This is a genomic window from Arthrobacter sp. HLT1-20, from assembly GCF_054510895.1.
On sequence record NZ_JBTNDR010000067.1, the window covers coordinates 1 to 4,792 of the forward strand.

4 protein-coding genes are annotated in these 4,792 nt (G+C 62.6%); 2 read left to right on the forward strand and 2 right to left on the reverse strand.

Translation table 11 applies throughout. The features are described from left to right. Positions 1-642: 642 nt before the first annotated feature. Entirely contained in the window at positions 643-1,008 is a 366-nt protein-coding gene (locus tag ACX80Q_RS18575) for a hypothetical protein (RefSeq protein ID WP_459332023.1), read from the reverse strand. A 410-nt stretch (positions 1,009-1,418) separates the two neighbouring features. Here ACX80Q_RS18575 and ACX80Q_RS18580 point away from each other — a divergent pair, with 410 nt between their 5' ends. After that, on the forward strand, positions 1,419-2,930 hold the full coding sequence (locus tag ACX80Q_RS18580) for an acetyl-CoA hydrolase/transferase family protein (protein ID WP_459332024.1): 1,512 nt from the start codon (positions 1,419-1,421) through the stop codon (positions 2,928-2,930). A gap of 132 nt (positions 2,931-3,062) precedes the next feature. Here the strand turns inward: ACX80Q_RS18580 and ACX80Q_RS18585 are convergent, their stop codons facing one another. After that, positions 3,063-3,989, reverse strand: a complete 927-nt coding sequence (locus ACX80Q_RS18585) for an NAD(P)/FAD-dependent oxidoreductase (protein WP_459332025.1) — start codon at positions 3,987-3,989, stop codon at positions 3,063-3,065. A gap of 95 nt (positions 3,990-4,084) precedes the next feature. Here ACX80Q_RS18585 and ACX80Q_RS18590 point away from each other — a divergent pair, with 95 nt between their 5' ends. Next, positions 4,085-4,666 (forward strand): helix-turn-helix domain-containing protein, encoded by a 582-nt coding sequence (locus ACX80Q_RS18590; protein WP_459332026.1) that lies wholly within the window; start codon positions 4,085-4,087, stop codon positions 4,664-4,666. The last annotated feature ends 126 nt before the right edge of the window (positions 4,667-4,792 follow it).

Here is a 4,792-nt window from a genome sequence, read left to right on the forward strand (position 1 = left end):
GGGGGGGGGGCGGTGTTGCGTAGGGGGTCATGAGCCGAGATGAGTTGCCGCGTCAGATCTGGCTCGCGTCCTCTCATCAGGTCACGTACCGTCTGTGGTAGAGGCCGTTTTGGCGTGCCAGTGGCCACGGTTCAGGGCGCCGGCATGGGCTGGTTTTCCGGGTGCTGGTGACAGGGACGTGATCATGCAGACGATTTCGGCGGACCATTTCTTTGTTCCGATGGGCCGGGATTTGCGGGTGGTGCGGCCAGCTTGGGCGGCGTGGGGGAAAGTGATCTCATCGGCCACGCTAAAACATTTGATAGTCGCAGGACTCTGGACACAGCCCCGCGACAGTAGGCTGAGTTCGTTGAAGTCTAGGGCTTTTGGACAATTGCGTGCCGCATTCCATGTCCGATTCTCGATATGGTTAATGCAAAGTCACACGTCGCCCTAGGCGCGACGACCCTCTACATCTCGCGGTTCTTGCGACTAGAAATCACCAAATCGGCGCCGACGACCTTGCATCTATTAGATCGCAGACCGGAGCCCTGAGTCATGATGATCCCGCGGCCTCTCCGAGCTACTGGAGGGGAGGGTGGCTCCATGCCTCCATGCCTCCAGCGCCACAGTGTGAAGTCGTAGGCGTCGCTAAGAGGCAAGTTAGCCCAGGTTGCTGAGCCAGCGGAAGATCAGGTACACGATCACGGCAACCGTGGGAATTCCCGTGACAGCGGCGGCGCGCCACATTGCGCGCTCACGGTGAATGACGGCCTGACCCAAAAGGTGCGGCGCTGCAATCATGCACAACAGCAACACAGCCCCCAGGAACATCAGGGCAATCTTTCCAACGGTAGCCATGCCGCCTGCGGGGTTGGTAACAGCGGAGAAGATCAGCAGCCCCATCAAAATCATGGGCAGAATGACCACAACCCAGCCGAGCAGGGATACCAGGGTGCCCACCAGCTGCGAACGCGGTGGGAGCAGTTCTTCGCCGTGGACACGTGGGCGGCGGGATGCATCAGTCATGCTCTAGTTCTATCAGCAATGGCTGAGATCGTCAGTTCGTTGCGCACGCACCACAAGGCGTTCCTCCGTCACACAATGACTGCGGGCAGTCCAGCGGCAGGGAACAATTCAGGCCCCACAGCTCACCCGCGAAGCACGCATTTTCACCGGCACATGTGTCAGGTCTCGGAGAGGCGCCGAACAATAGGGGGTTGCCGCGGCACTCGCCCAGCCGGGGGTGTGACGTGTTTTCACGCTGCCGAGCCGCACCGAAACGTGCCGCCGCGCGCCCAACGTGGCGGCCGCCGTCGTCCAACTTTTGGGGCTAAACTCTGGACGGCAGACCCAGCTGGGTGTATTCTGCGTCACCGTCTATAGTGGTCTGGGTGACATTGACGGATGTCCCGGGAAAACTTTGAAAGAGGACCACTGTGAACGATCGTATCCGCCACGCCGGGTTGTTGGAGAAGCGCATGTCAGCCGAGGCGGCAGCGGCGCTGATTAAGCCCGGCATGACTGTAGCCATGAGCGGTTTCACTGGCGCCGGCTACCCGAAGGCTGTCCCGCAGGCACTCGCGGTCCAGATGGAGGAGGCGCACAGCAAGGGCGAATCGTTCAAGATCAAGGTCCTCACCGGCGCTTCCACCGCCCCCGAGCTCGACGGCGTTCTCGCCAAGGTGGGCGGCATGGAACTGCGCCTGCCGTACATGTCCGATCCGGCCCTGCGCAAGCGGATCAACGACGGCGAACTCGACTACATGGACATCCACCTGAGCCACGTGGCCCAGCACACCTGGTTCGGTTTCTACGGCGGCATCAACATTGCCATCATCGAAGTTGTTGGCATCCGTGAAGACGGCACCCTTATTCCGTCGTCGTCCGTGGGCAACAACAAGACCTGGCTGGACATGGCCGACGCCGTGATCATCGAGGTCAACAGCCGGCAGTCGGCGGCCATGGAAGGCATGCACGACATCTACTATGGCACCGCGCTGCCCCCGCACCGCAAGCCCATCGCGTTGGTTGACCCCGAAGACCGCATCGGTGTTCCGTACCTGCACGTTGACGCGGACAAGATCATTGCCGTGGTTGAGACCGACGCCCCGGACCGCAACTCCCCGTTCGCGGCACCCGATGAGGCCTCCAACCAGATCGCCTCACATCTGCTGGACTTCCTGGACGGCGAAATCTCCAAGGGCCGCATGACCAACAAACTGCTGCCGCTGCAGTCCGGCGTGGGCAACATTGCCAACGCAGTGCTGGCTGGCCTGTCCCGTGGTGGCTACCGCGGCCTGAAGGCGTACACCGAGGTCATCCAGGATGGAATGCTGGAACTGATCAAGGACGGCACGCTGGACTTTGCCTCCGCCACCTCCTTCTCCCTGTCCGAGGCGGGCATTGAGGAATTCAACCGCAACGTTGACTTCTACCGTGAGCGCATCGTGTTCCGCACCCAGGAAATCTCCAACCACCCCGAGCTGATCCGCCGACTGGGCTGCATTGCCCTGAACGGCATGATCGAAGCCGACATTTACGGCAACGTGAACTCCACCCATGTGGCCGGCTCACACGTCATGAACGGCATTGGCGGCTCCGGCGACTTTGCCCGCAACGGTTTCCTGTCCGTGTTCATGTCCCCGTCCACCGCCAAGGGCGGGGCCATTTCAGGGATCGTGCCGATGGCCAGCCACGTTGACCATACCGAGCACGACACCATGATCCTGATTACCGAGCAGGGTCTTGCCGACCTGCGCGGACTGGCTCCGAAGCAGCGTGCCCGCGTGATTGTTGAGAAGTGTGCCCACCCGGACTACAAGCCCATGCTGGAAGACTACTTCGAGCGCGCTTCCCGTGACTCCTACGGCAAGCACACACCGCACCTGTTGGGTGAGGCGCTTTCCTGGCACCAGCGCTACATCGAAACCGGCGACATGCGCCCGTAGCTTTTTGCTGATCGAGCCCGTCGAGACCGAGATTTCGGCAGGCTCAATCATCATTTGTCAGTGAAATGCCCCCGTTGTCACCGCCCGAGTGGGCTGTGGGAACGGGGGCATTTTTGTAATCTGATCTGCCGCTTAGCCTGTGTATGCCGTCACAGCTGCGGCCAGTTCCTCCGCCATCATGTCCATGTTGATGGCCACGGCTGCTGCCGCGCCGCCCTGGGCGGCGGCCAAAACGGTGGCCTTCATGTCCGTGACATTGCCGGCGGCCCACACACCGGGAACGGAAGTCAGCCCCGTCTCATCCGATTCAATCGTGGCGCCGAACGGGTTAGCGGTGGGCACCAGCCCAAGCCCCGACAGGAACCCGGCCCGGGCCACCACCCTCGACTGCACCGTCAGGGCCTGAACCGAATGCTTGCTGCCGTCTTCCAACTCAACCTGGGTCACGGCGTCGTCCGTGCTGTGGATCTGGGCAACGGCGCCGGTGACCACGGGAATCCCTCGGGCGGCCAGTTGCTCAAGTTCTGTCTCGGATGGCTGGGGTGCGTTGTTCAGGAACAGCGTGATGTTGGCCGACCATTGGCGGAACAGCAACGCCTGGTGGGCGGCGAAGGTGCCGTTCCCGATGACACCGATGGCCTGGTCCTGGATTTCCCAACCATGGCAGTAGGGGCAGTGTGCCAGGTCCTTGCCCCAGCGTTCGCTCAGCCCGGCAATGTCCGGGAGTTCATCCACCAGGCCAGTGGTGACCAGAATGCGCTTCGCCTCAAAGGTTGCGCCGTCCGCCAAGGCAACCCGGAAGCCGTTGTCCGTGCGCTCGGCACTGACAACAGTCCCGTCTGCAACGCGCACATCGTAGGGAGCCAGGTCGGCGCGACCCAGACGGGTCAGCTCCAGGGGAGCAACGCCGTCGCGCGTGAGAAAACCGTGCGCGCCCGCCGCGGGAGCATTGCGCGGCTGGCCGGAGTCGATCACTGTCACCGAACGGCGTGAGCGGCCCAGCAGGAGTGCCGCGCTGAGTCCGGCTGCGCCGCCGCCAATAATAAGTACGTCTTGCATGGTGTCCGCCTTTTGCTTGATTTCTTGGTCCCTCAAGCGTGTGTCGTGGCGGTCTCGGGTGGCAATCTTTGTTGCCGAACTGGCAAACTCAAACCATGAGCGAAGAAACCGAGGAAGTACTGTCCGGTGTTGGCCAACGGCTCAAGGCGCTGCGGCTGCAGCGGAACCGGACGTTGGCGGACCTTGCTGCGGACACCGGGATTTCCGTGAGCACGTTGTCGCGGTTGGAATCGGGGTTGCGGCGGCCCAACCTGGAACTGCTGCTGCCGTTGGCCAGGGCCTATGCGGTTCCGCTGGATGAGCTGGTGGGTGCACCTGCCACCGGCGATCCGCGCATTCACCTGCGCCCCATGAAACGCAACGGGCAAACCATTGTGCCGCTGAGCAGGGGTGGTGGCGGACTGCAGGCGTTCAAGCACCTGCTGCCCGGTGGCGCGTCGCTGCCGCAGCCCGAGCCCAAGGTCCATGAGGGGTACGAGTGGATGTACGTGCTCCGCGGCCAGCTGCGGGTGGTGCTGGGGGAGCGGGATTTTGTGCTGAAACAAGGCGAGGCTGCGGAGTTCGATACCCGCACCCCGCACTGGTTCGGCCGCGCAGCAACGGACAGTGTGGAATTCCTGACGCTCTTTGGGCCGCAGGGCGAGCGCATGCACGTGCGCGCGGCGCCGGCCAAGTAGCCCCACCGATCGGGAACTGATATGTGGGAACTTTTGTCAAGAGGCATCGGTGTGCGGCTCCCATCTTTTTTGGTGGGGGCCGCTTTCTTGGGTGCTTTCCGGGTGTGGCGGTCGTGCTGGCGAGTC